Origin of the sequence: Streptosporangium sp. NBC_01469, assembly GCF_036227305.1 — a bacterium.
In the GTDB taxonomy this organism is placed as follows: domain Bacteria; phylum Actinomycetota; class Actinomycetes; order Streptosporangiales; family Streptosporangiaceae; genus Streptosporangium.
In genome coordinates this window covers 7815660-7836442 of the sequence record NZ_CP109465.1, presented here as the reverse complement: position 1 = coordinate 7836442, position 20783 = coordinate 7815660, and the positions used below count along the sequence as shown (strand labels likewise).

General features: G+C 70.7%; 23 protein-coding genes. 10 read left to right on the top strand and 13 right to left on the bottom strand.

Going from position 1 to position 20783, the window contains the following annotated elements:
* Positions 1–6: 6 nt before the first annotated feature.
* Positions 7–1314: an NADH:flavin oxidoreductase/NADH oxidase family protein gene (locus tag OG587_RS34225; RefSeq protein WP_329082693.1), complete on the bottom strand. Its 1308-nt coding sequence runs from the start codon at positions 1312–1314 to the stop codon at positions 7–9.
* A gap of 97 nt (positions 1315–1411) precedes the next feature.
* Here OG587_RS34225 and OG587_RS34220 point away from each other — a divergent pair, with 97 nt between their 5' ends.
* Together OG587_RS34220 and OG587_RS34215 are read left to right on the top strand one after the other, a co-directional pair.
* Entirely contained in the window at positions 1412–2026 is a 615-nt protein-coding gene (locus OG587_RS34220; protein ID WP_329082692.1) for a TetR/AcrR family transcriptional regulator, read from the top strand.
* Positions 2027–2078: 52 nt separating this feature from the next.
* Positions 2079–2354: a hypothetical protein gene (locus OG587_RS34215; RefSeq protein WP_329082690.1), complete on the top strand. Its 276-nt coding sequence runs from the start codon at positions 2079–2081 to the stop codon at positions 2352–2354.
* Between the two features lie 52 nt (positions 2355–2406).
* Here OG587_RS34215 and OG587_RS34210 read toward each other — a convergent pair whose 3' ends face one another.
* Positions 2407–3417, bottom strand: coding sequence for a helix-turn-helix transcriptional regulator (locus tag OG587_RS34210; protein WP_329082688.1), 1011 nt, complete (start codon positions 3415–3417; stop codon positions 2407–2409).
* Between the two features lie 180 nt (positions 3418–3597).
* Between OG587_RS34210 and OG587_RS34205 the strand changes: the two genes are divergently transcribed.
* Positions 3598–4047, top strand: a complete 450-nt coding sequence (locus OG587_RS34205) for a VOC family protein (RefSeq protein WP_329082687.1) — start codon at positions 3598–3600, stop codon at positions 4045–4047.
* A 439-nt stretch (positions 4048–4486) separates the two neighbouring features.
* On the opposite strand, the gene OG587_RS34200 is transcribed toward OG587_RS34205, so the two are convergent.
* Positions 4487–5560 (bottom strand): alkene reductase, encoded by a 1074-nt coding sequence (locus OG587_RS34200; RefSeq protein ID WP_329082685.1) that lies wholly within the window; start codon positions 5558–5560, stop codon positions 4487–4489.
* A 110-nt stretch (positions 5561–5670) separates the two neighbouring features.
* Between OG587_RS34200 and OG587_RS34195 the strand changes: the two genes are divergently transcribed.
* Complete coding sequence (locus OG587_RS34195; protein ID WP_329082683.1) at positions 5671–6048, top strand: MerR family transcriptional regulator; 378 nt, start codon at positions 5671–5673, stop codon at positions 6046–6048.
* A 161-nt stretch (positions 6049–6209) separates the two neighbouring features.
* Here OG587_RS34195 and OG587_RS34190 read toward each other — a convergent pair whose 3' ends face one another.
* Positions 6210–7136, bottom strand: a complete 927-nt coding sequence (locus OG587_RS34190) for an NmrA/HSCARG family protein (RefSeq protein WP_329082681.1) — start codon at positions 7134–7136, stop codon at positions 6210–6212.
* Positions 7137–7233: 97 nt separating this feature from the next.
* Between OG587_RS34190 and OG587_RS34185 the strand changes: the two genes are divergently transcribed.
* Positions 7234–7803, top strand: coding sequence for a TetR/AcrR family transcriptional regulator (locus tag OG587_RS34185; RefSeq protein ID WP_329082678.1), 570 nt, complete (start codon positions 7234–7236; stop codon positions 7801–7803).
* 174 nt (positions 7804–7977) lie between these two features.
* Here the strand turns inward: OG587_RS34185 and OG587_RS34180 are convergent, their stop codons facing one another.
* The 9 genes from OG587_RS34180 to OG587_RS34140 all read right to left on the bottom strand — a co-directional run bounded on the left by OG587_RS34180 (position 7978) and on the right by OG587_RS34140 (position 14430).
* A complete protein-coding gene (locus OG587_RS34180) occupies positions 7978–8142 on the bottom strand; it encodes a hypothetical protein (protein ID WP_329082677.1) in 165 nt (54 codons plus the stop codon).
* 63 nt (positions 8143–8205) lie between these two features.
* Positions 8206–9408: an RNA polymerase sigma factor gene (locus OG587_RS34175; protein ID WP_329082676.1), complete on the bottom strand. Its 1203-nt coding sequence runs from the start codon at positions 9406–9408 to the stop codon at positions 8206–8208.
* Positions 9408–9794: a YciI family protein gene (locus OG587_RS34170; protein ID WP_329082675.1), complete on the bottom strand. Its 387-nt coding sequence runs from the start codon at positions 9792–9794 to the stop codon at positions 9408–9410. The genes OG587_RS34175 and OG587_RS34170 overlap by 1 nt, the downstream gene beginning before the upstream one ends.
* A gap of 117 nt (positions 9795–9911) precedes the next feature.
* Positions 9912–10088, bottom strand: a complete 177-nt coding sequence (locus tag OG587_RS34165) for a hypothetical protein (RefSeq protein WP_329082674.1) — start codon at positions 10086–10088, stop codon at positions 9912–9914.
* A gap of 118 nt (positions 10089–10206) precedes the next feature.
* Entirely contained in the window at positions 10207–11160 is a 954-nt protein-coding gene (locus tag OG587_RS34160) for an NAD(P)-dependent alcohol dehydrogenase (RefSeq protein ID WP_329082672.1), read from the bottom strand.
* Positions 11157–11390: a helix-turn-helix transcriptional regulator gene (locus tag OG587_RS34155; protein ID WP_443075296.1), complete on the bottom strand. Its 234-nt coding sequence runs from the start codon at positions 11388–11390 to the stop codon at positions 11157–11159. Before OG587_RS34155 ends, OG587_RS34160 begins: the two co-directional genes overlap by 4 nt.
* Positions 11384–11587: a hypothetical protein gene (locus tag OG587_RS34150; RefSeq protein WP_329082671.1), complete on the bottom strand. Its 204-nt coding sequence runs from the start codon at positions 11585–11587 to the stop codon at positions 11384–11386. Before OG587_RS34150 ends, OG587_RS34155 begins: the two co-directional genes overlap by 7 nt.
* 368 nt (positions 11588–11955) lie before the next feature.
* Positions 11956–13083: a right-handed parallel beta-helix repeat-containing protein gene (locus OG587_RS34145; RefSeq protein ID WP_329082669.1), complete on the bottom strand. Its 1128-nt coding sequence runs from the start codon at positions 13081–13083 to the stop codon at positions 11956–11958.
* Positions 13084–13620: 537 nt separating this feature from the next.
* Positions 13621–14430, bottom strand: a complete 810-nt coding sequence (locus tag OG587_RS34140) for an IclR family transcriptional regulator (protein ID WP_329082667.1) — start codon at positions 14428–14430, stop codon at positions 13621–13623.
* A gap of 133 nt (positions 14431–14563) precedes the next feature.
* Here OG587_RS34140 and OG587_RS34135 point away from each other — a divergent pair, with 133 nt between their 5' ends.
* From OG587_RS34135 to OG587_RS34115, 5 genes are read left to right on the top strand one after another with little or no spacing between them, the layout of a single operon-like run.
* Complete coding sequence (locus OG587_RS34135; RefSeq protein ID WP_329082665.1) at positions 14564–16096, top strand: ABC transporter substrate-binding protein; 1533 nt, start codon at positions 14564–14566, stop codon at positions 16094–16096.
* Entirely contained in the window at positions 16093–17178 is a 1086-nt protein-coding gene (locus OG587_RS34130; protein WP_329082663.1) for an ABC transporter permease, read from the top strand. Before OG587_RS34135 ends, OG587_RS34130 begins: the two co-directional genes overlap by 4 nt.
* The gene (locus OG587_RS34125; protein ID WP_329082661.1) at positions 17175–18299 is read left to right on the top strand and encodes an ABC transporter permease; all 1125 of its coding nucleotides are present in this window, start codon (positions 17175–17177) and stop codon (positions 18297–18299) included. The genes OG587_RS34130 and OG587_RS34125 overlap by 4 nt, the downstream gene beginning before the upstream one ends.
* Positions 18289–19305 (top strand): ABC transporter ATP-binding protein, encoded by a 1017-nt coding sequence (locus OG587_RS34120; RefSeq protein WP_329082659.1) that lies wholly within the window; start codon positions 18289–18291, stop codon positions 19303–19305. The genes OG587_RS34125 and OG587_RS34120 overlap by 11 nt, the downstream gene beginning before the upstream one ends.
* On the top strand, positions 19302–20777 hold the full coding sequence (locus OG587_RS34115; protein WP_329082657.1) for an oligopeptide/dipeptide ABC transporter ATP-binding protein: 1476 nt from the start codon (positions 19302–19304) through the stop codon (positions 20775–20777). Before OG587_RS34120 ends, OG587_RS34115 begins: the two co-directional genes overlap by 4 nt.
* Positions 20778–20783 lie beyond the last annotated feature (6 nt).

Sequence of the window (20783 nt, the reverse complement as noted above, 5' to 3'; positions counted from 1 at the left end):
TCCGGACTAACTTGTCGAGCCGCAGGTCACGCCGGATTCCCCCGAAACCATGCAGCGGACCTGACAACGACGGAACTTACGGGGCTTCGGCAGCTGTCGGCGGGCTCGCTGGCGACGCACGGTGCGGCGCAGTTGAAGACGGTCGGCCATCAACGCCGCGACCGGACGAGGAATGCGGTGCGCCTCGCCGCCGCGGGCGAGGTCCACGAACCGGCGGTGCACGATGGCCAAGGTCGCCGCAGCAACGATGGTCTTGTCCCGCCAGCGGACCTGCACGGGGGTCGCCTCGGCCTCCTCGCCGGCCAGCCAGCGACGGGGCAGGTCGGGATCCACGGCGAGGGCCGTGCCGACGCCCGCGACATCCGCGCCACCCTCGATGACCCGGTGGAGCGTCGTCAACCGGCGGATTCCGCCGGTAAGCATGATCGGCACGGTAGCCTCGGCGAGGATCTGCCCGGCGGCCTCCAAGAAGTACGCCTCGCGCGCCAGCGTCCGGCCGTCGGCTCGGTAGCCCAGGGTAGCCAGGCTCTCCACCGACCCGCCTGAGAGCTCGATCAGATCCACGTCACGTTCGGCGAGCATGGTGACGACGCCGCGGGCATCGTCCTCGGCGAAGCCCCCGCGCTGAAAGTCCGCAGTATTGATCTTCACGGCCACCGAGAAGGTGTCTCCGACGCGCTCCCGCACGGCGGTCACCACGTCGAGCAGGAGCCGGGCCCGGTTCTCCAGCGGACCGCCCCACGCGTCCGAGCGCCGGTTGGTGCGCGGGGAGAGAAACTGGCTGAGCAGGTAGCCATGTGCGGCGTGGATCTCGACTCCGTCAAACCCTGCCTCCTGCGCCAGCCCCGCAGTGGAGGCGAACCGGTCGACGGTGTACGCGATCTGCTCCGGTGTCATGGGGATGGGACGCGGGAACATGCGGGACCACCGCCCGAGATCGACTGGCACATCCGATGCCGACCACGCAGTGCCGCAAGGGCCGGTCTGCACGATCCGGCCTGGATGGTTGATCTGCATCCACACCCGGCCACCGCCGGATTTCGCGGCCTCGGCCCACCGTCGGAACGGTTCCAGCGGCGTGCCCTCCACGAGCGCGACATCGCGGGGGTCAGCCATCGCTCGGGGGTCGACCATGACGTGCCCGGTGATGAGCAGGCCCGCCCCGCCCGCGGCCCAGCGCTGGTAGAGCCGGACCATGGTTTCGCTAGGCAGACCTTCCTCGTCGGCCAGGAATTCCTCCATGGCCGGCTTGGCGATCCGGTTCGGCAGCGGCTGACCGTGTGCGAGCGCCAGCGGCGCCCCGGCATCCGTCATGGGTGTCCTCATCTCGTGCGGCGATATGCGCTGCCCAGGGACAGTGCGCCCAATGTTGACGAGGCACACATTATGAAGCAATGTGTATGATGTCAACATGAGTCGCCAGAGCTACCACCACGGCGACCTGCCCGCAACCCTGCTACGGGCAGGCGCCGAACTCGTCGAGGTCGAAGGGGCCGACAGGCTCTCGCTGCGATCCGTCGCGCGAGCCGCAGGAGTCTCGGCGAACGCGCCCTACCGCCACTTCACCGACAAGGACGACCTCCTCGCGGCCCTCGCTGAGCACGGCTGCGCGGACCTGGTCAACCGCATCGCCGTGGCCAACGGGCAGACCGCCCGGGATCGTCTGGTCGCCGTAGTGCAACTGGGAGTTCAGTTCGCTCTGGAACGGCCACAGATGTTCCGGCTGATGGGCGGCAGCGTGTGCAGCACTCGGCCCTCGGTACGGACGGCAATGGACGCCGTTCAGGCAGCCATCGTGCGAGCCGTCGGTCTCGACGCATCCTGCGACATCGAGGAAGCAACCGCACTATGCACCGGCATATGGGCACTCACCCACGGCCTCAGCTCCCTGATCGTCGCGGGCAATGTGCACCCCGGCAGCGACGAAGGGACCGATGCGTACGTGGCCCGCGTGGTCCGGGCCACCATCGAGGCGGCGAAATTCATGGTGATCGAGGGTCTGCCGCCTACCAACACGGCGCAGTGAAACAGATCGATCCGGGGAGTTTTTCCGGCGTTAGCCCGCTCCTTGGAGGCCGATGATGAGTGGCTGGTCTCCCGGACGCCTCAGCCTGGCCGGCTCAGAACCGGACCTGTTCGACAACCCGGCGAGCGGCAGTCAAGGCAGCATCCTTCGCGACGGTGAGATCGTCGGCTGGGACCTTCACCCGGGCGGAACCCCGTGGGAGGACGACGGGCCCCTGGAGGTCTTCTTTTCCTGCCTCTACCGGTACAACGCGGTGGCCTACTCCTGCGCCTATGCGGGCTTACGGATGATTGACACTCGCGCGGTCATCGGGCCGCCCGACGTCTGACTGCGCCTGCCCGAACGTGACTACTGGCGCTGACCTCGGCGTCGCGAACCCGTTACCCCGCGACTTCACGCGATGTCGGTGATGTGATGTCGTGGCCGGCTGTGGTTCTGGTGAATCGGCGGGCGAGGTGTTCGAAGGCGTCGGTGAGTCCGTCGGGGCCGATGACTTCGATGTCGGCGTCGTAGCGGGCGATGGCGGCGGCGAGGCTGGGCCAGGACCAGGATCCGAGGGTGAGCCGGCAGCGGGAGGGGCCGATTTCCTCGACGAGTCCGTCGCGGGTGTAGAGGGCCACGGTGGCGGCGGGCAGGTCGAGGATCACCGTGCCTTGGCAGGGCCAGTTGCCCAAGGCGTCGCCGGAGCCGCGGAACGTGCCGGTGACGAAGGTGGCGGCGTCTCCTCCGGGCAGGACGCGGGGGGTGAACCGGGGCCCGTTGGGGGTGCGCGGGGTGATCCGGTCGGCGCGGAAGGTGCGCCAGTCGTCGCGGTCGAGGTCCCAGGCGATGAGGTACCAGCGTCCGTCCCAGGTGATGACGTGGTGGGGTTCGACGCGGCGCGGGGGTTTGTCCGTGGCCTCGCCACCGTAGTCGAAGCGCAGGATCTCGCGGGCGTGGACGGCGGCGCTGATGCTCAGGAGCACGTCGCCGTCGACCGGGGTGGCCGGCCGGGTGAGGGGTCGTTCGACGGCGGTGACGCGCAGCGCGTCGATGCGGTGCCGGAGCCGGGAGGGCATGACCTGCCGGATGGTGTTCAGCGCCCGTTCGGCGGGTTCGGCGAGGCCGTTGCCGGGGGTGGTGGCGGCGATCTGCAGGGCGATGGTGAGGGCGACGGCCTGTTCGTCGTCGAACAGCAGCGGGGGTAGTTCGGTGCCGGCGCCGAGCCGGTAGCCGCCGTCAGGGCCTTTGACGGCGGCGATGGAGTAGCCGAGCTCGCGGAGCCGGTCGACGTCGCGGCGCACGGTGCGCAGGCTGATGCCCAGGCGATCGGCCAGCACCGTGCCGGACCAGTCCCGGCGGGTCTGCAGCAGAGACAGCAGGGCCAGCAGTCGGGCAGAGGTTTTCGGCATGAACCTGATTCTGCCCACGGTAGGTGCCACACCCTGTCACCTACCCCTGCGAATCTTCGTCTCGAGCCGGTCAGCCAGCCGATTCGGCCGTCCGACACCCCTTCCCTGGTTCTCTCAAACGAGACCTAACACCCCATACCGGGCGTACCGCGCCCGGAAAATCAGCGAGGAGTCACCAGCATGGCCATCTCCACCACCACCCACCTGAACTTCCGCGGCGACGCCCGCGCGGCGCTGGAGTTCTACCAGACCGTGTTCGGCGGCCACCTCACCACCATCGCCTACGGCGGCTTCGGCATGCCGAAGGAACTGCCCGACGCCGACAAGATCGTCTTCGGCCAGGTCACGGCCGACAACGGCTTCAGCATCATGGCCTACGACGTACCCAGCCAGGCACCGGCCGCCGCCGCGCCCGCCGCCACCACCCGCGAGCACGGCATGACGCTGACCGGCGAGCGGTTCTTCGTCTCCGTCCGCGGCGAGACCGCCGAGGAAGTCGGCGCGCTGTGGGACAAGCTCACCGACGGCGCCGACCTCATCGAGAAGTACGGCCCCTCGCGGTGGGCCCCGGGCTTCGGGATGCTGACCGACCGCTTCGGCGTCACCTGGATCCTCGACGTCGCCACCTGACGTGCCTGCCCACGACCACCGGCAGGAGCGCAAAGTCCCTGAGTACTGAGCTTCGGGTGGCACTACGGAAGACCCGGAGGCGTCAGACGCAGGAGGTTCGGCACGTCGGCCACGAGGTCGAGGATGTAGGAGGAGAAACTCCTGAGGTTGAACGCGCTGTCCTTCACCGGGCCGCTGCCCAAGCGCTGATGACCACGATGTCGCGCCAGACGCCATGATGGCGGCCGGTCCGCTCGTGGGTGGGTAGCGCGACACGAAGCCCTCAGCCAAAGAGCGCGGGCAAGCGCGGACTGTCCGGGCATGGCAACCAGCGCCGAACACCCGCCGGTGCCCCGCGAGACGGGGCCGCACCGCGCGGCTGTCCTGTTGCAGCGTGGCGCGTAGGTGACCCGCGCAGGGACGGACGAGGCCGCGTGATTCGGTTGGCGGCGGAGCGACATCAGGCGGTGTACTGGTATGTCGAGTAGGTCAGGTAGCCCGCGTCACCGCCCTGGTAGTACGTCGCCTCGTCGACGGGAGCGATGGGGAGGCCGGTACGCAGCCGCTCGACCAGGTCGGGGTTGGCGAGGAACCCGCGGCCGAAGCTGATGAGGTCGGCGCCCAGGCCGAGCCAGTGGTCGGCCTCGGCCCGTCCGGTCTGCTTCGGGCCCATCGGCAGCACCGGGTTCAGGACGAGGGTGCCCGGCCACGCGCGGCGCAGCCCGATCAGCACCTCTTCGTCGGCGGTGGCCTCGAGATGGACGTAGGCCAGGTCGAGGTGGGACAGCTCGGTCAGCAGCGCGGTGTACAGCTTCGGGACATCGGTTTCCTGCACGCCCCAGAACGTCCCGCCCGGGGAGAGGCGTATCCCGGTCTTGGCCGCGCCGACGGCTTCGGCGGTCGCGGACACCGCTTCGACGGCGAACCGGATCCGGTTGGTCACCGAGCCTCCGTAGCGGTCGGTGCGCAGGTTGGCGTTCGATGAGAGGAACTGCGAGATCAGGTAGCCGTTCGCGCCGTGCAACTCCACGCCGTCGAAGCCGGCCTCGACGGCACGGCGGGCGGCCTGGCCGTAGGACTCGGTGTGCTCGGGCACCTCGGCGGTGTCCAGGGCGCGTGGCGTCGGCGCGGGCCGGGGCCCGGATGGGGTGAACACGTCGCCGATGGCCGGGACCGCCGAGGGTCCGACCGGCTGCATACCGGTGGTAGCGGGATGGGAAACTCGTCCACCGTGCATGATCTGAGCGAAGATCCGCCCGCCGTTGGAGTGTACGGCGGCGGTCACCGGGCGCCACGCGAAGGCCTGCTCATCGGTGTGAAGTCCCGGCGTGCCCGGGTTGGACTGTCCGATCAGGCTCGGCTGCACGCCCTCGGAGATGATCAGCCCGGCCGTCGCGCGCTGAGCGTAGTACGTCGCCATCGACGGCGTCGCCAAACCGCCGACGGCGGCCCGGACTCGTGTCATCGGGGCCATCACCATCCGGTTGGGTAGCGTCAGGTCGCCGAGTCGATAGCTGTCGAAAAGGGTCGTCACGTCGTCCTCCGTGGTCGTCGATCCCGGATTGCGGGTACGGCGAGTACGCTAGAAGCTCACACCCATGTCAGAGGCAAGCTTTGTGTCGCAGATCACAGTGGGAGGGCGATGTGCGCATCGGTGAGCTCGCGTCACGGACCGGGGTCAGTGTCCGGTCGCTGCGCTACTACGAAGAGCAGGGGCTGCTGACCAGTACCCGCAGCTCCAGTGGACAGCGGCACTACACGGACGACGAGGTCGAGCGGGTCGCGTTCATCCAGCGTCTGTACACCGCGGGTCTGTCCAGCCGCACCATCGCCGAACTGCTCCCGTGCACCGATTCGCCCAGCACGGAGAACTCCGACGCCGCCCTGGAACGGATGGCACAGGAGCGCGACCGGCTCTCCGCGCACATCGGCGACCTCATCCGCACCCGCGACGCACTCGACGGGCTGATGGCCACGAACCGAGCGCACCGTGAGCAGCTGCGGGTACCGCTGGCCGGCTGACCACCGCCGGCAGCCCAGCGGGTAGCCGAGAGTGCTGGCCGCCAATCCAACGAACCCTGCTTCGACCTGCAACGTCTTTACCGCAACGTGGGGCGGGCGAGTGGGACCGCCTTTCGTGAGAGACCAGGTCGGAGCAGGGTTCGTTGGATTTTCCGCGATTGCTACCGGGTTTCCTGCAGGCGTTCGTGCGCCCATTCCCGGAAGGTCGTGAGCGGGATGCCGAGCGCCCGCGCGAACTCCGGCCGGGCCGGCTGCCCGGCCACGTTCATGCGTTCGTGCGGGACCCCCGCCCACACCGGCATGCCGGCGGCGAGCGCCTCCTCCTCGGTCAGGTCGGGCGCGGCCAGCGGGGTGCCCAGCGCGGCGGAGAGCACCTCGGCGATCTCTGTCATCGGCAGGTAGTCGCCGGCCAGTTCCAGCTCGACCCCGTCGAACCGTTCGGGTTCGGCGATCGCGGCGGCGGCGGCCCGGCCGATGTCCTGGACCGCGACGAGGGAGAGCCGCGTCTGGGGCCGTAGCACCGTCACCAGCCCGCCCTCGACGCCTCGGGGGAACAGGTAGGCCGCGGCGGGCAGGAAGTTCTCCATGAACCAGCCCGGCTTGAGAATCGTCCAGTGGGGGAAGCCGGCCTCGCGCACCCGATCCTGGATGCCGCTCTTGGTGTTGTAGTACGGCTCCAGCGCCGCCCAGCGGCCATCGGCCCAGCCGGGGGCCCGCGTGTGCTGACCCGCGCCGGAGACCGACGTGTGCACGAACTGCGGCACTCCGGCGGCCTTCGCCGCCTCGATCAGGTTGACGGCCTGGCCCAGCTCACCGTCGAAGTCGAGCACACCCTCCTTCATCACGGGCATCTGCACCGAGAAGACGGCACGGGCACCGTCCGCGGCCTTGACCAGCGAGTCACGGTCGTCGAGGTCGCCGGTCACCAGCTCGGCCCCGAGCGCCTCGACGGCCTTGGCCCGGTCGGTCGCCGGGTCGCGGACCAGCGCCCGCACGGGAACACCCGCCGCGATCAGGGCCCGCGCGGTGGCGCCCCCTTGTTGCCCGGTGGCGCCGGTGACCAGGACGGGAGCGGAATCAGCAGACATGGCACTCCTACGACGGCATTAAACGGCGGACCCCGCCGCTTCTGTGGTCGCTACAATACGGAGGCCCCCGCCGCTTAGCAACATCGAGGTGAAGCCCATGCCGTCCCAGCGCGCGGACGCCCGCCGCAACTACGCGCGCCTGCTCGCCGTGGCCGAGGAGGAGATCGCCGTCCACGGCGCCGACGCGTCCCTGGAACAGATCGCCCGCCTCGCGGGAGTCGGCTCGGGCACCGTGCGCCGGCACTTCCCGACCCGCCACGCCCTCTTGGAGGCGGTCTTTCGCGAGCGCGTCGAGACCTTGTGCGCCCACGCCCGCGACCTGACCGCCCGGCCCGACACCCGCGCCGCCCTGCTGGAGTGGCTGAACGCGGTCACCGCCTCCGCCGCGACCATCCGGGGGCTGGCCATCGCCCTGACCAGGGACCGGGTGAGCGACCCCGACGTGGCACACGAGCACTGCGCGTCGGCGCAGCTCACCGAGGCGGGCGACCTCCTGGTCCGCCGTGCGGCGGAGGCCGGCACGCTGACCCCGGGAGTGACCGTCACGGACGTGCTCGCCCTGGTCACCGGCATCGCCCTGGCCACGGAGAACGACCCGGACCCGGCGGCCGAGGCGAAGCGGCTGCTCGGCCTGACCATCACGGGAATCAGCCCCCTTCGAGGGTGAGCGATCCGCGCCGGTTACTTGGGAAATGCGAGTCGGGGAAAAGGGACGCACGAACGGGACGCCTTCGGAACGCTGATCGTCGGAGGCTCCGTCGGGGGCCTCGCGGCCGCGTCGAAGGCGACGACGTCACGGCCGAGTTCGCCGGCTGTTACGTCGCGGAAGGCGATTTCCTGATCACGTCAGGAGGGGGCGCCAGCGGTCGGCCGACTCGATCATGTCCACGATGACGCGTTCCAGGAACGTCGCTGTCTTGGCCGGCCGTTTCCCCACGGGGTTGTCGAGCCCGTACGCCTCGTCAAGCTGGACCGGCGGATCACGGTGCGGATGCTGCTGCAGCACACCGGCGGGTTGTACGCCTACACCGGCGAGTTTCGTCCTGACGGGACGGTCGAGCCGAGGAAGTCAGTCCAGCGCGGCCGCCTTGCGCAGCAGCACTGAGCGTTCGCGCTGGTTGGCGCACAGCCTGGCGGCCAGCTCCAGCTCGGCGCGCGCCTCCGGTCGCCGGCCGAGGCGGGCCAGCAGTTCCCCGCGTACGGTCGGAACCAGATGCGAACCGGGGAGCCGGTTCGAGGCGATCAGCTCGTCCACGATGGCCAGGGCCTGCGCCGGACCCGAGGCCATGGCCACGGCGACGGCCCGGTTGAGCTCGACCACCGGCGAGGGCGCGACCCGGCCGAGCGCCTCGTAGAGCAGCACGATCCGGTCCCAGTCGGTCGCCTCGACCGAGGGCGCCGACGCGTGGGCGGCGGCGATCGCGGCCTGCAGGCCGTAGGGGCCGAGGCTGCCGGTCGAGGCCCTGGCCAGCGCGGCCAGCCCCCGGCGGATCGCCGAGAAGTCCCACAGCCGCCGGTCCTGGTCCTCGAGCAGGATCGGCGTGCCGTCCGGGCCGGTCCGGGCCGGGAAGCGCGCGGCCGTCAGCTCGCACAACGCGAGCAGACCGTGCGCCTCCGGCTCGTCGGGCTGCAGCGCGGCCAGCGTGCGGGCCAGCCGGATCGCCTCGTACGCGACGTCGGGGCGCAGCAGCCGGTCGCCCGACGTGGCCGTCGACCCCTCGGTGAAGATCACGTAGAGGACGCTGAGCACGCCGCCCAGCCGTTCCCGGCGCTCGCCGGCCGGCGGCAGCTCGAACGGCACCCCGGCCGCCGCGATCGTCTTCTTGCCCCGGGTGATGCGGGCCTGCACGGTCGGCACGGGTACCAGGAACGCGCGGGCGATCTCCTCGCTGGACAGGCCGCCGACCACGCGCAGGGTCAGCGCCACCCGGGCCTCGCGGGAGAGCACCGGGTGGCAGCTGACGAACATCAGCGCCAGGACGTCGTCGTCGATCTTGTCGGGGTCGATTTCCCGGTCGGCCGCCAGCAGGGCGTATCGGTCCTGGAGAGCGGTCCGGCGGCGGATCGCGTCGATCGCCCGCCGCCGGGCCGTGGCCATCAGCCAGCCGGCCGGATTGGCCGGAGAGGCACGCGGCCACGACACCAGCGCCTCGGCCACCGCCTCCTGGGCCGCGTCCTCGGCCAGCCCGAAATCGCCGGTGAACCGGGTCAGCGCGGCGACGATCCGGGCGGACTCGATCCGCCAGACGGCCTCGACGTCGGCCGTACCCATCAGATCTGGCCGCTGCTCTCGCTGCCCTGCGGGACCTCGTCGGCCCCGGCCACCCGCCGGACCTCGATCTTGGACCCGCGGACCGCCGGAACCCGCTTGGCCCACTCGACCGCCTCCTGTTTCGTGGCGACATCGAGCAGGAAGTAGCCACCGAACAGTTCCTTGGTCTCGCCGTACGGCCCGTCCGTGACCACCGGCGCCTCGCCGCTGAAGTCGACCACGACGCCCCGGCCCGGATCGTCCAGCCCTTCGGCCGCGACGAGGACCTCGGCCTTCATCATGTCCTCGATGAACCGGCGGGTCGTGGCCATCATCTCGTCGAGATCAGCCATCATGGCCGCGTTCGTCTCATCGGTGCCCCGCATGATCAGCAGGTATTTCGGCATCGCGTTCTCCTCGTCCGGCGGGGCCGCCCCTCGGCCCTCGCCCCCATACGTCGAACGAGCGGCCCGCTGATCGACACGGCCCCGGAGAAATCTCTCGCCGCGACACAGCCGATCCCGTCAGACCGGCCCCTGAGCGATGGCTGACGCGGACGCCCCGCTGCTGATGATGCTGGTCAGCTCAGTAGCGCTGTTGACCAGGATGCCATCGCACGACGGGTCTTCGGCGGCCATGCGCAGCAGGACCGCGCCGGGGACGCCGACGTCGCACTGTGACCCGTGCGCCTGCGACGCCACCTCCAGGTCTCTGACGGGGAGCGAATCGCCTGCTCGACCACGGCGGCCGGCGGCTCATGTACGTGATACATGATCCATTGCCACGTACATGAGCGATGTTGATCCCGGCGCCCCGGGGTCAGTCAACCGTGATGACGAGCTTTCCGGGCGCGTTGCCCGCCGCCAGGTCACCCACCGCGGCGGAGGCCTCCGCCAAGGGGTACGTGCGCCCGACGGCCGGTCGCACGGCCCCGGCCTCGATGAGGTCGCGCAGCGCGTCCAGGTCGGCGGTGCGGGTCAGCGCGATCAGCGCGTCCAGGCGCTGGCGCGTGAACGGGGTGATCAGCCGGGCGGCCAGCATCCGGCCGATCCCGCCGAACCACCGACCGCCGCCCTCGCCGCCGACGATGACGAGCCGACCGCGCTCGGTGAGCAGCCCGCGCAGCAGGGCCAGCGGCCGGATGCCCGCGATGTCGATGATCAGATCGTACGTCCCGGTGAGCGGCTCGCGCGTGTAGTCGATGACGGCCCGGGCGCCCAGCGACCGGACGAGGTCGGCCTTGGCGGTGCTGCACACGGCGGTGACGTGGGCGCCGCCGGCGACCGCGAGTTGCGTCGCGAAGCTGCCCACTCCGCCGCCGGCGCCGATGACCAGCACCTTCTCGCCGGCGGTGACCTGGCCGACGGCCCGCAACGCGGTCATCCCTGACACGGGTACGGCCGCCGCTTCGGTGAAGTTCAGGTTGGCGGGCTTGCGGGCGAGCTTGCCCGGGCGGGCGAGCGCGAACTGCGCGTACGCGCCGGTCGCCTCGCCGTACACCTCGTCGCCGGGGCGAAACGCGGTCACGTTGGCGCCGACGGACTCCACGACGCCGGCCACGTCCATGCCGGGCACGCGGTTGCGGGGCCGGCGCAGGCCGATGCCGAGGCGGGCGACGAGCGGCAGCCCGGTCATGATGTGCCACACGCCGTAGTCGACGCCGGCCGCGTGCACCCGGATCAGCACATCGCCGGCGCCGGGCGTCGGGATCGGGACCTCGCCGAGGCTCAGCATGTGCGGCGGGCCGTACTCGTCCTGGACGATCGCCCTCATGAGGGGTCTCCTTCGGTGTCGGGATACTGGAAGACGTCGTCGAGTCCGGCCCGGAACACCCGGGCGATGCGGAACGCCATCTCCAGCGAGGGGGAGTAGCGACCCTGTTCGATCGCGATGATGGTCTGGCGGGTGACGCCGACCCGGTCGGCCAGCTCGGCCTGGGTCATCTCGTCGTGCGCGAACCGCAGGGCCCGGATCGCGTTGGTGACCCGCGTCGGCTTCACCACGTCTGGAAGCCGCCCTTGCGGTACGCCCTGATCTTGGCAAACGAGCTGAGCACCGAGGACAGCACGAGAGTTCCCGTGTAGGCGACGTCGGTGAGCGGGCCGTTGCCGGCCCGGCTCAGGACGGTCGCCACGTAGATCGTGTACGCGCTGACGGAGACCACGATCATCACCCAGGCGCGCTTTTCCTCGAAGGCCATGCCCGCTCCTCATGTAAAACAAAGCTGACATCAACCAATGTAAAGCACCCTGGACACCATGTCAAAGTTTATTTACACACACGGTCGGCGACGCCATGGCGCCCGGCGCGGTGTTGCTACAAGACGTCCACGGTCGGCCCCGGACGGCGCAGGTCGCACCGGCCCGCCCTCATCGGAAGAAGACGCAGTTCGCAGGCAGCGAGCGTGCAAGGCGAGGAGGGTCCAACGCCCTCAACTCAAGAACTGTTGCTTACCCGACGCGCGGGGAAGACTGTGATGTCTACGTCGTAGACGACGAGGTCGGCGGCGTCCGCGACGACGCAGGCGAATCCGCCGACCCACCTCAGCTCGATGCCGCCGCCGGAGCGTCAGGAACAGCTGCCCTTCTTGGTGAGCTGACCGCCGATGACCTTGTTGTCGCAGGCAATCGTGTTGCCGCCCACGGTGTCGTTGATGCCGACGCCCCTGCCGCCGGCGAGATCGATGCTGTTCTTGCGGAAGACGTTGCCGGTGCCCCAGCCATCGACGATCTCGTGGGTTTGGAAGCCGTCCTGTGGCGTCTTCTTTCCGGTGTTGCCCTCGATCACATAGTTGTTGCCCTTGACGTCGACCCAGGAGTCGTTGAGCTTGTCCCCGCCGAGTGCCGACCCGTCGAAGATGTTGCCGACGATGCGGCCCCCGCTGGTGCCTTCCTTGATGTCCACGGCCTCAGCCGTGGCCCGGATCACATTTCCGCGCACCAGGTTGTTGTCGCTCCTGTCCATCTGCCCGCCGGAGTACTGCTTCCAGTTCGACTCCGCCGATCCGAGATAGACGCCCTCGCCGAACTTCGCACGACGCAGGCCAGTGTTGTAGATCTTGTTGTATTGCACCATGTTGCCGGTACTGAAATTGCGCAGATGGACGGCCTCGTCGCCGATGTCATGCACGGTGAGGCCCTGGATGATCGAGCCGTTGGTCCTGTCTGCCATGACGCCCTTCTGGGAGTTCTGAACGGTGAAGCCCACCAACCGCCAGAAACTGGCCTTGTCGAGGTGGAAGGCGTAGCCCTTCTTGATGCCGCCGCCGTCCAGAACCGATTGGGCGTTGCCGCACAGAAAGATCGGCTTACCCCGTGTTCCCGACCTCTGGGCGACGAACTTGCCCTGGTAGGTGCCCGGACGCAGTCGGATGACGTCGCCCGCCCGAGCCGCCCTGACCGCCTGCTGGAGCTCGTCGGCGCTGCCGACGGTCTTGGTCGGCCGCGGGCAGCGCACCGTGCCGGGGCCGGTCGGCACGGTCGTGACCGGTGCGGGAGCGGACACGGACACCATCCTCAAGCCCTTGAGGTCGCTCGCCTCCCTGTCCCCGCCGTACCCGCCGTTGTTTCCGTAACCGCCGGTGTCGGCGCCGTTCCCAAGGTCCATGCCCTCGTTGCCACCGGTCACCAGCCAGAGCCCCGTGGCCATGACCAGCGGGCCCACCAGCCCGGCGCCTAACTTGATATCGATCCTCATAACTCGTCTCCCTTTCCGGGGGTCGACAGACGATTACTTCACCGGGAACACAAGACTTGCCTTGTTGCGAAAACTCTTGAGGTGACGCTTACCGATGATCAAAGGTCGGTGTTACCCGGAACGCGTGTACTACTCAGCGATCCGACCCACCCGCGACGAGAACGATTCGCCATCGCACGGCTCCGCTACGAACGGCAATCGCCGTACCGAACCCGCCCGCTCCACCACGAACACCGCCTGCCGGTCATACCAGGATGATCAACGCTGCAATCATGGATGCTTTCACCGGCGGCCGCTGCAAGATCGAGGAAATATCGGTTACCGTGCTGCGGTCTTCGCCGGCAATCGAGCCGCACCCCACCCGGAATTCTCAGCGGAGGGTACGGCACCCGCACGCCGATGCGCTGGGCCGCCGTGGCCGGACCTGTCCGGGCGGGACGGCCGCCCGTCTGCCGGCGATCGCTCGACGGTCATGTCCAGAGCCGTTACGTGACGCCGGCGGGTTGGTGACATGACCGGTAAGTACTGGAAGGCGTTTCAGGAGCCGCCCGCGGTGACGTGTGAGGCGTGCGCGGGTGAGGCGACGTGGAGGTCGTGGCCGGAGCTGAGCCGCTGGGCGGTGGCGGCGAGCCGGGCGGTCAGCTCGGGGAGCCGGTCGTCGCCCAGCCGTACGGCCGGGCCCTGGATGGCCAGCGCGGCCAGCACGTTGCCGTGGCCGTCGTGGACCGGCACGGCCACGGCCCGGACCCCGGCGACGCGCTCCTCGAAGTTGATGGCCGTGCCCCGGGCGCGGATGCGGTCGAGCTCGGTCTCCAGCCCGGCGCGGGTGGTGATCGTGGTGTCGGTGTAGCGGGCGAAGGGCTCCTCCATGCCCACCCTGGGATCCCCGAAGGCGAGCAGGACCTTGCCCATCGCGCACACGTGGATCGGGTTGCGCTGGCCGGGCTCCTGCTCGTAGCGGAGCGGCTGCCGCGAGGGGACCTGGAGCAGCACGGCCACCTCGTCGCCGATGCGCACGCCCAGGTTCACGGCCTCCCCGGTCAGGTCGCGCAGGGCCTCCAGCTCGGGGAGCATCGTGGTGGCGCCGAGGCGCTCCAGGGCCAGGCGGCCCAGCGTGGCGGTGGTGATCCCGAGGTGGTAGCGCTCGGTCACCGGGTCCTGGCCGAGCATCCCCGCCGCGTGCAGGGCGCGGACGATGCGGTGGGCGGTGCTGACCGACAGGTGGAGGCGCTGAGCCACCTCGGTGGGGGAGAGGGTCACCGACCGCTCGAACGCGCGCAGCACCGCGATGGCGCGTTCGATCGCCTGGGTGCCCCTGCGGGTGGCGTCTTCAAGCTTCGGCTTCATCAGGTCCACCATCCCAGCTTAGGGTGAAAAGCTATTCCCTACACTCTTGACGGGTTTTTGGGGTATTACTACTATGTGGAATGAAGATCTTGCCATGTGGGATCTGGCTCGTTTCCCTGAGAGGACCCCCGTCATGCCTGTCCGTCGGCTTCTGCGACCGCTGGCCCTGCTCGTCTCGGTCGTTCTCGCGTTGACCGCCTGTGGCGGCGGCACCCAGTCGGCCACCACCGGCTCCGGCAGCGAGGGAGGCACCCTCAAGTGGGGCTGGACTCTTCCCACAACGTGGGATCCGGTCACCTCCAGCGCCGGTAACGACGTGAACGCCCTGTCCCTCGTCTACAGCGCCGTCACCCGTCTGGACGACACGGGCGACGCCGTCTCCGGCCTGGCCACCGCCTGGAAGTACGCCGACGGGGGAAAGAGCGTCACCTTCACCCTCAGGGCCGGGCTGACCTTCTCCGACGGCTCCCCGCTAGACGCCGAGGCCGTGCGCAGGAGCGTCCTGCGCGGCCGGGACCAGAAGGACTCGCTGATCGCCTCCCAGCTGCGCGGGGTGAAGGACATCGAGGTCGTCTCGCCCACCGAGTTCAGGATCCTGCTCGACCGGCCCGACTATCAGATCCCCAACCTGCTCGCGGGGAAGACCGGGATGATCGTCAACCCCCGGGCCTTCGAGGCGGACGCCAAGGCCGTCGGCGCCAAGCCCGCGGGCGCCGGGCCCTTCACCCTCACTCAGCTCGTTCCCGGCTCGCACGCCAACCTGGACCGCAACCCGTCCTACTACGACGTCGCGAACATCCACCTGGCCAAATTCGAGCTGAAGACCGTCTCCGAGCCCGCCACCGTCGTCGCCGGGCTCCAGTCCGGCCAGTTCGACGTCGCGATGCTGCCCGCCGCCCAGATCGACGCGGCCAAGGCGGCCGGGCTGAAGGTCGACCTCATCCCGTCGCTGACCGTCCGGGTCCTGGACGTCAACAACAGGATCGCGCCGTTCGACAACCCCAAGGTCACCGAGGCGCTGAAGTACGCGGTCGACCGCGCGGCCCTGCTGGAGACCTCCGGCTTCGGCGTCGGCGAGGTCAACACGCAGCCGTTCCCCAAGGGCCACCTCGGCTACAACCCCGGGCTGGAGAACCTCTACCCGTACGACCCCGCCAAGGCCAGGAAGCTGCTCGCCGAGGCCGGGTTCCCCAACGGCGTCGACATCCCGCTGACCACCGCCACCCCCGAGGGCCTGCCCGAGCAGGTCCAGGAGCAGCTCAAGGCCGCCGGGATCAGGACCACCATCAAGCTCATCGCCCCGGCCCAGCACACCCAGCTCGTCTACGTCCAGCACAACGTGGCCCTCGCCCCCGACGGCTTCGTCGGCCGCGAGTCGCCGCTGCAGGCGCTCGGCGTCGTCTACGGGCCCGAGGGCCTGATGAACCCCGGCCGCAACACGCCCAAGGCACTGCTGGAGCAGTTCGACAGGATCCGCACCACGCCGCCGGACGACCCCGGCTACGCCAAGGCCGTCCAGGACGCGGTCGCCATCGGCGTCAAGGAGCTGCCCAACGTCTGGCTGTTCACCACGCCGCGCATCTTCGCCCGCAGCCCCAGGGTCTCCGAGCTTCCCGCCAACCTCGCGGTGCAGCGCTTCGACGGCGTCCGGGTGGCGAACCCGTGACCGCGCTGGGATCACGCGCCCCCGCGACCGCGCGGGGAGCCCGCGAAGACAGGGAGAACAGGGGAGCCGGGGAGGGCGGAGAGATCCGCCGGCCCGTCGTGACGGCGGGCCCGGCCCCCCGCACCCGTCGTACGGCGGGGAGGGCCCGGTGGCGCGCGGTGGCGCGCGGGTCGGCCGCCCTGGTGGTCGTGGCGCTCGCCTCCACCTTCATCACCTACGGGCTGGGCGCGCTCGGCGACGCCAACCCGGCGGCGGCCGTACTGGGGGAGACCGCGACCCCCGAGGACATCGCCAGGATGAGCCACGAGTTCGGGCTCGACCGTCCGTTCCTGGAGCAGTACGTCACCTGGCTGGGCAACGCCCTCACCGGAGACCTGGGCCGCTCCTGGTTCACCCAGATCCCGGTCGCCGAGAGCATCGCGCAGCGTCTCCCCGTCGACCTGTCGATCACCGGCCTGGCCGTGCTCATCGCGGTCGTCGCCGGGGGCGCGGCCGGGATCGGGGCGGCGGTGAGCAACGGCGGCAGGTTCGACCGGATCGTGACCGCCGTCTGCGCGGTCGCCTCCACCCTGCCGGCGTTCGTCGTCGGCATCGGGCTGATCGTGCTCTTCGCCGTGATCGTCCCGGTGTTCCCTTCCGGCGGGTACGTGCCGTTCTCCCAGGATCCCGTCCAATGGCTGCGGCTGATCACCCTCCCGGCGATCGCGCTCAGCCTCGACGCCGCCGCCGACCTCGCCAGGCAGCTCCGTACCGGCCTGGTGGCCGCGCTGCGGGAGAACTATGTGACCGGCGCGGTGGTCCGGGGACTCCCGGCCCGGCGGGTGCTGTTCCGGCACGCGCTGCGCAACGCCGCGGGCCCGGCGCTCACCGTGCTCGGGGTGCACATCCCCCGCCTGATCGGCGGCGCGGTGGTCACCGAGGCGGTGTTCGCCCTGCCGGGTCTCGGCCAGCTGACCGGCGAGGCCGCGCTCAAGCACGACGTCCCGGTGATCCAGGGCGCGCTGCTCGCCACCATCGCGCTGGTGCTCGTCTCCAACGTCACCGTCAACGCGGCCGTCGCCAGGCTGCGGGGTGCGCGATGACTTCCTTCCGCGGGGCGTGGCGATTGCCCTCCGTCAAGCTGTCCGTGGCGATCCTCGCCGCCGTGCTCCTCGTCGCGGTGTTCGGCGGTGTGCTCGCCCCGTACGACCCGATCGCGCAGAACCCCGGGCTGCGCCTGCTGGGGCCGTCGGGGGAGCACCTCCTCGGCACCGACTACCTCGGCCGCGACGTGCTCAGCCGGCTGCTCGCCGGGACCGGCCTCTCGGTCGCCGGGGCGGCGGAGGCGGTCGCCGTCGGGCTGGTCCTGGGCGCGATCCCCGGCCTGGCCTCGGTGTTCTTCGGCAGGGTCTTCGAGTGGACGACGATGCGGCTGGTGGACGCGCTGCTTACGCTGCCGTTCGTCATCTTCGCCATCGCCGTCGCCGGGATCCTCGGCAACGGCCTGCACCAGGCGATGGCCGCCATCGGGCTGCTGCTCACGCCGGTGTTCTACCGGGTCACCCGCACCGCGGCGCTGGGTTTCACCCGGGCCCAGTACGTCGAGGCGGCCGAACTGCTCGGCGCGTCCCGCTCCAGGATCCTGCGCACCCACATCGCGGGCAAGGTGCTGCCGACGGTCGCGGTGACCGCGGCCGGGGCGTCCGCGGCGGCGCTGCTGGTCGTCTCCTCCCTCGCCTTTCTCGGCATCGGTGTCGAACCCCCCGCCCCTACCTGGGGCGGGATGCTCGCCAGCGACCTGGGCTATCTCCACCAGCGGCCACTGGCCCCGCTCGCGCCCGCCCTCGTGATCATGTTGACCGTCGGCGCGCTCAACGCCCTCGCCGACGCGGTACGCGACACGACCGGCCTTCACACGGATGGCCTCCTCGCCGAGAGCGCCGAGAGCGCCGAGAGCGCCGAGAGCGCCGAGAGCGCCGAGAGCGCTGGCAGCGCTGGCAGCGCTGGCAGCGCTGACGGCACTGACGGCACTGACGGCACTGACGGCACTGACGGCACTCACGCAGAAAGCACCGGGAGCCTCCGGGCAGAGGGCACTCACCCCGGGAGCCTCCGTACCGGGAGTCACCGCGCCGGGAGCCTCCGTACCGAGAGTCCCCGTGTGGAGGGCACTCATCCCGAAAGCCTCCGCATCGACGAGAGCGAGGAGCTCCATGCCCGCTGAAGCGCTGTTGAGCGTGCGCGACCTGCGCGTGACCGTCTCGGGAGGCCGGGCCGAGGCCGTGCGCGGCGTCTCCTTCGAGGTCGCCCCCGGCGAGGCCGTCGGCCTGGTCGGTGAGTCGGGCAGCGGCAAGACCCTCACCTGCCGCGCGGTCCTCGGCGCTCTGGCTCCCGGCTGTTCGGTGAGTTCGGGCGAGATCGAGTTCGGTGGCCACGACCTGACGGGAGCGAGCCGGAGGGAGTGGCTCGGGATCCGCGGGAGCAGGATCGGCGCGGTCTTCCAGGACCCGGCCTCCTACCTGAACCCGTCCCTGCCGGTCGGCGGCCAGCTCGCCGAGGTGCTGCGGGTCAAGCTCGGACTGCGACGGCGCGCGGCCCGCGATCGCGCCGTCGAACTGCTGGACGCGATGGGCCTGCGCGACCCGGCCCGTGTCCACGGCCAGTATCCGCACGAGCTGTCCGGCGGCATGCTCCAGCGTGTCCTGATCGCCATCGCCGTCTCCTGCGACCCCGAACTGCTGATCGCCGACGAGGCCACCACCGCGCTCGACGTGACCGTCCAGGCAGAGGTGCTCGAACTCCTCGCCCGGCTGCGCGCCGAGCGCGGCCTGTCGATCGTGTGCGTCTCCCATGACCTGGCGGTGATCGCGGCGCTCTGCGACCGGATCATCGTCTTCTACGGGGGCGAGATCGTCGAGTCGGGGCCGACGCGGGAGGTCCTGGCCCGGCCCGGACACCCCTACACCGAGGCCCTGCTGCGGGTCGCCTCGGTCGGCGACTGGGGCAGGCGGACCCTGGAGGTCATCCCCGGTCAGCCGCCACCAGCGGGCGCCTCCCTGCCGGGCTGCCGCTTCGCCGCCCGCTGCGCCTTCGCCGAAGAGGCCTGCTCGGCGGCTCCCGTTCCCCTCACCGCCCATCCCGGCGGGCGCGAGGTCCGCTGCCTGCGCCCGGAGGCGGCGGGCCGCGACGCGGTGACCGCCGGCGCCGGAGCATGGGGGACGGACCTGTGACCGGTTCCGTGAACACCTCCACGACCGATTCCGCGACCGGCCCCGAGCGCACCCCCGCGACCGGCCCCGCGAGCACCCCCGCGACTGGTTCGGCGAACACCTCCACGACCGGCTCCGCGAACAACGTCGCGACCGGTTCCGTGAGTGCTTCCGTGACCGGTCAGGTGAGCGCGCCGCTGCTGGCCGTGCGGGGGGTGAACGTGTCGCTCGGCAGGCCCGCCGTGCGGATCCTCAGCGACGTCGACCTCACCGTCCGGGCCGGGGAGATCGTCGGGATCGTGGGGGAGACCGGCTCCGGCAAGACGACCCTGGCCAGGACCGTCGTCGGCCTGGTCCACCCCGACTCCGGTTCCGTCGAGGTGGAGGGCGTCGAGATCTCCTCACTGAGGGGGAAGGCGTTGCGGGCACACCGCCGTACCGGGAAGGTGCGGTTCGTCTTCCAGGACCCGCTCCGCTCGCTCGACCCCGACCACAGCGTGGGGACCGTCGTCGGCGAGGGCCTGGCCGTGCGGCGCGTTCCCCCGGCCGAGCGCGCGGCCAGGGTACGGGCGGCGCTGGAACTCGTCGGTCTGGACCCCGCCCTCGCGACCAGGACGCCCGGCCAGATCTCCGGCGGCCAGCGGCAGCGCGTCTCGATCGCCCGCGCGATCGTGTCGGAGCCGTCACTGCTGATCTGCGACGAGCCGGTCAGCGCGCTGGACGCCTCCAACCGCAACCACATCCTGCGACTCCTGGACGACCTGCGCGGGCGGCTCGGCGCCGGTGTCGTCGTCATCTCCCACGACCTCAGCTCCCTGGCGGGCGTCGCCGACCGGGTCGCGGTCCTCTACCGGGGCCGGATCGTCGAGGAGGGGCCGATCGGCGAGGTCTTCGACGACCCCCGCCACCCCTACACCGCGCTGCTCGTCGCCTCCGCCCCGCGCGTCGCCGGTATCGCCCGCCACTCCCTGGAGCGGCTGCGGGCGGCACCGACCGGTGTCGGTGCCACCGGCGGCTGCGTCTTCGCCCACCGCTGCCCGTTCGCCACGGAGGCCTGCTCGGTCGTTCCCGAGCCGGTCGTCCGGGGCGGGCGCGCGGTCGCCTGCCACCACGCCGGCACCTGGCCCGCCCAGGCCGCCGCGCCCCAGCCCATCCCCGGTCCCGCCCTCAACCTCAACCTCGTCCCCGGTCCCGCCCCTGGCTCCGCTCCGGAGTCCGCCTCCGCCTCCGCCTCCGCCTCCGCCTCCGCCTCCGCCTCCGCCTCCGCCTCCGCCTCCGGTCCCGCCTCCGCCTCCGCCTCCGGTTCCGGTCCCGTCCCCGCCTCCGGTCCCGTCCCCGTCCCCGCCTCCGGTTCCGGTCCTGAGCTCGCCTCCGGTCCCGTCCCCGCCCCCGAGTCCACCCCGCCCCCCGGTTCCGGCTCCGGTCAGGACCCCGCCGCCGGTCCCGTCCCCGAGTCCGTCGCCGGTGCCGTTTCCCGCTTCGTCGCCCGTTAAGGAGCA